Below are 2,767 nucleotides of genomic sequence, written 5' to 3'. Positions count from 1 at the left end.
TGCCTATCTCGTGAAGACTTTCAAGAATATTGGGATATTTTGCAGCCATGCTATCCAACTGCATCACCGCGCGAATTTTGTCTAAAGCATTACCAGTTGTTTTTTCTATAGCTATCTGTTTGCGTTCACTATCTTCTCTAATGATGTCTTCGACAACGGCCCTGAGCAAATCTTCCTTACTTTGGAAGTAATAAAACAGCGTACCTTGACAAGGGAATTAATATGCAGTTCTCGCCAGACTATTCATTGATTACACATTGGTCTACTTTTTTTACCGGTAACCAGTTGAATGATCCTTTTAAAGCATTATTTGCTTGCGATGGTAGAACAATTACTATTTTTTCTCATCATCATAAACAACCTCAATATTGTGCCCGTTAGGATCTATAACAAAAGCAGCGTAATAACCTTCTGCATACTTTGGCCTAAAACCCGGCTTGCCGTTGCATCGAGCACCATTTTCAAGCGCGACAAGATAAAAAGAATCAACCATTTTTTTATCTGTCGCATTAAATGCTATGTGAACTGACTTTGATAAAGGTGCTACTTCACTCGTTTGACGTATTTCGAACATATCATGCACACTTGTACCATAACCAATGACAACGTCTTTGATCTCTAGCACCACGCGATGTCCTAATACATTCATAACCGAATCATAAAACTTACGACTATGTTCTAAATCTAAGACTTTTATTTGCACATGATTAAAAATTCCTAATGACATATGACTTCCTTTGAACTTACCTAACCTTGATTAACCTCTCTTTTTTTATAGTAATTTTCATGTAACCTTAACCACAGCACCATCAGTAATGCGTGATAAATCCGATGAAATCAAACAAAAAACGGTATAGGGCGTTCCTGCTGCAGCCCACACTTCTTGATAGTGCAATAAATCTTTATCTATGAATGTTGTTATTTTTTGTGCATGGCCAACTGGCGGAACTCCTCCAATTGCAAATCCCGTTACCTCTTTTACAAAATCAGCGCTAGCCTTTTTGATTTTTTCTCCAAGAGCTTGTTCTATCATTTTTTCATCAACACGATTGATTCCACTCGTAAGCACCAAAATAGGAGAATTATTTTTTTCGGTACAAAAAATAATAGACTTTACTATTTGCGCTACAGAGCAGCCAATAGCAGCGGCAGCTTCTTGTGCTGTTCGCGTACCTTCTGGAAACTGTGTAATTTTTGTTGCTATACCAAAATGAGTAAGCGCTGCTTGAACTTTTTCAACGCTTTTGTTTACTAAAATTTCGCTCGACATGATATCCTTTTTAATTTTACTGAAAAATCTTTTCCTTAAGCTCATCCATTAATTTTTCTCTTTCTTCTTGCAATTCTTCTCGTTCTTTTTTTAACGGTCTAACTGCTTGTTGCTTGTCACATATTTCTTTATTCAGACTACCAATTTGTATTTGATTTGCTACAAGCAAGGACAATTCTTTACTCAATTTTCCCTCAGGTGTATGATACAAAGCTGATGCGACTTTGTGGAATTCCAGACCCAATCGATCAACTTCTTTTTGTAAAATTTGACACTCAGCTGTTGCACATTGTTCTTCACACTCTCTCAATCTTTTCCACGATCCACTTCTCCCCGATTTCTTATATTCTTCATAAAGAGTTTTGCAGTGTTCTCTTGTACATTTGTCTCGCTGTACTTCTGCTTCGTGATGTTGTTTGAATGCCTGTTTTTTAATTGCATATTCTGGTGTTTGTTCAATCAATTGATCTTGTATATCTCCGGCAAATGTACCTTCCGCCAATTTCTGCATTACAAATGCCTTTGCTATTCGATCTCGTTGTTCAAAATTATTAGTCATATCGGCATTTGCTTGCGCATAAAGAGGTACATTAAATAGCGCTATCAAAATAAAGAAATTATATTTTACTGTTTTTTTCATGAGGCCTCGCTAAACATTTTTTCATTTTTTTGCTCTTCTTCTTGAATAGCTTGTTTTATTTTTTCTGCACGTTCTGCATGTTTTTTCTTGAGTTTTTCAATTGCAGCTTCATTAGAAGAATAATCGGACAATTTTTGTAATGCCTGCATTTCTGGTGTATGGTTACGCTCTTTTCGCGCTCTTCTGAGGTTATCTGTGTATTGTTCGTATTCCTCTTCTAACGCATAGCAATACTCCATATCACCAAAATACCCGGCTTTCCAACACGGCTCAAAAGCTTCGCGTAACCTCAATTTATTACTATCAAGTACGCCAACTGCATGATGTTCTGGAATATGTTTGCAAAACTGATCGCCCAATTCCTGCTTTATTGTTTCAATCGGTGTATCTTGTGCTAATTTTTGACGTATAAAAGCATTTACCTTTTGTTCACGCTGTTGTATAGAATGTGATGCATTTGTTGTTTGGCAAGATGCAGTGAATGAATTCACTATTACTTGATTTTGTTCTGCAAGCGAACAAACTTTCTGTTGCATTTCTTGCTCATTTTTTTGGAATTTTTCCGTATATGTCTTAATCCAGTTATTGTTGATAAGATAGTACCACAATTGATCGTATGCACGATATTCAGGCGTCTTATAAGGATCTGACGCTTTTTTTAATGCTATTGAAGCTTGATCGTATGCCTGCTTTATTGATTCTTCAAGAGGTGTATTTTTGCATTGGCGTAATTCCTTACTCAATCTATTTTTGGTAGCCTCTAATTGTAGATATCCCTGCCATTCTGACGTCTTTTTATAAAATTGAATCTCTACCATCTTTCTGATTTCTTCGACTGGTGCACCTTTTTTTTGTTC

General features: G+C 36.3%; 4 protein-coding genes. All 4 read right to left on the bottom strand.

The features are described 5' to 3' along the window. Positions 1 to 334 precede the first annotated feature (334 nt). Complete coding sequence (locus tag VJJ26_01315; GenBank protein ID HLC06803.1) at positions 335 to 727, bottom strand: VOC family protein; 393 nt, start codon at positions 725 to 727, stop codon at positions 335 to 337. Between the two features lie 57 nt (positions 728 to 784). Continuing rightward, positions 785 to 1,270 carry a YbaK/EbsC family protein gene (locus VJJ26_01310; GenBank protein HLC06802.1) on the bottom strand — a complete coding sequence of 162 codons (486 nt, stop codon included), beginning with the start codon at positions 1,268 to 1,270 and terminating at the stop codon, positions 785 to 787. A gap of 16 nt (positions 1,271 to 1,286) precedes the next feature. Beyond that, positions 1,287 to 1,910: a hypothetical protein gene (locus VJJ26_01305; GenBank protein HLC06801.1), complete on the bottom strand. Its 624-nt coding sequence runs from the start codon at positions 1,908 to 1,910 to the stop codon at positions 1,287 to 1,289. After that, positions 1,907 to 2,767, bottom strand: an 861-nt coding sequence (locus tag VJJ26_01300; GenBank protein ID HLC06800.1) for a hypothetical protein, incomplete at its 5' end; no start/stop codon positions are given. The genes VJJ26_01300 and VJJ26_01305, both read right to left, overlap by 4 nt.

The organism is Candidatus Babeliales bacterium (assembly GCA_035288105.1).
Lineage (GTDB): Bacteria > Babelota > Babeliae > Babelales > Vermiphilaceae > SOIL31.
Note: the sequence above shows the minus strand (reverse complement) of the source record. Positions and strands in the feature narration are given on the sequence as shown.

Excerpts from the sequence above, each read along its gene's own strand:
- VJJ26_01315 (HLC06803.1), bottom strand. The coding sequence starts at position 727 with ATGTCATTAGGAATTTTTAATCATGTGCAAATAAAAGTCTTAGATTTA.
- VJJ26_01305 (HLC06801.1), bottom strand. The coding sequence starts at position 1,910 with ATGAAAAAAACAGTAAAATATAATTTCTTTATTTTGATAGCGCTATTT.
- VJJ26_01310 (HLC06802.1), bottom strand. The coding sequence starts at position 1,270 with ATGTCGAGCGAAATTTTAGTAAACAAAAGCGTTGAAAAAGTTCAAGCA.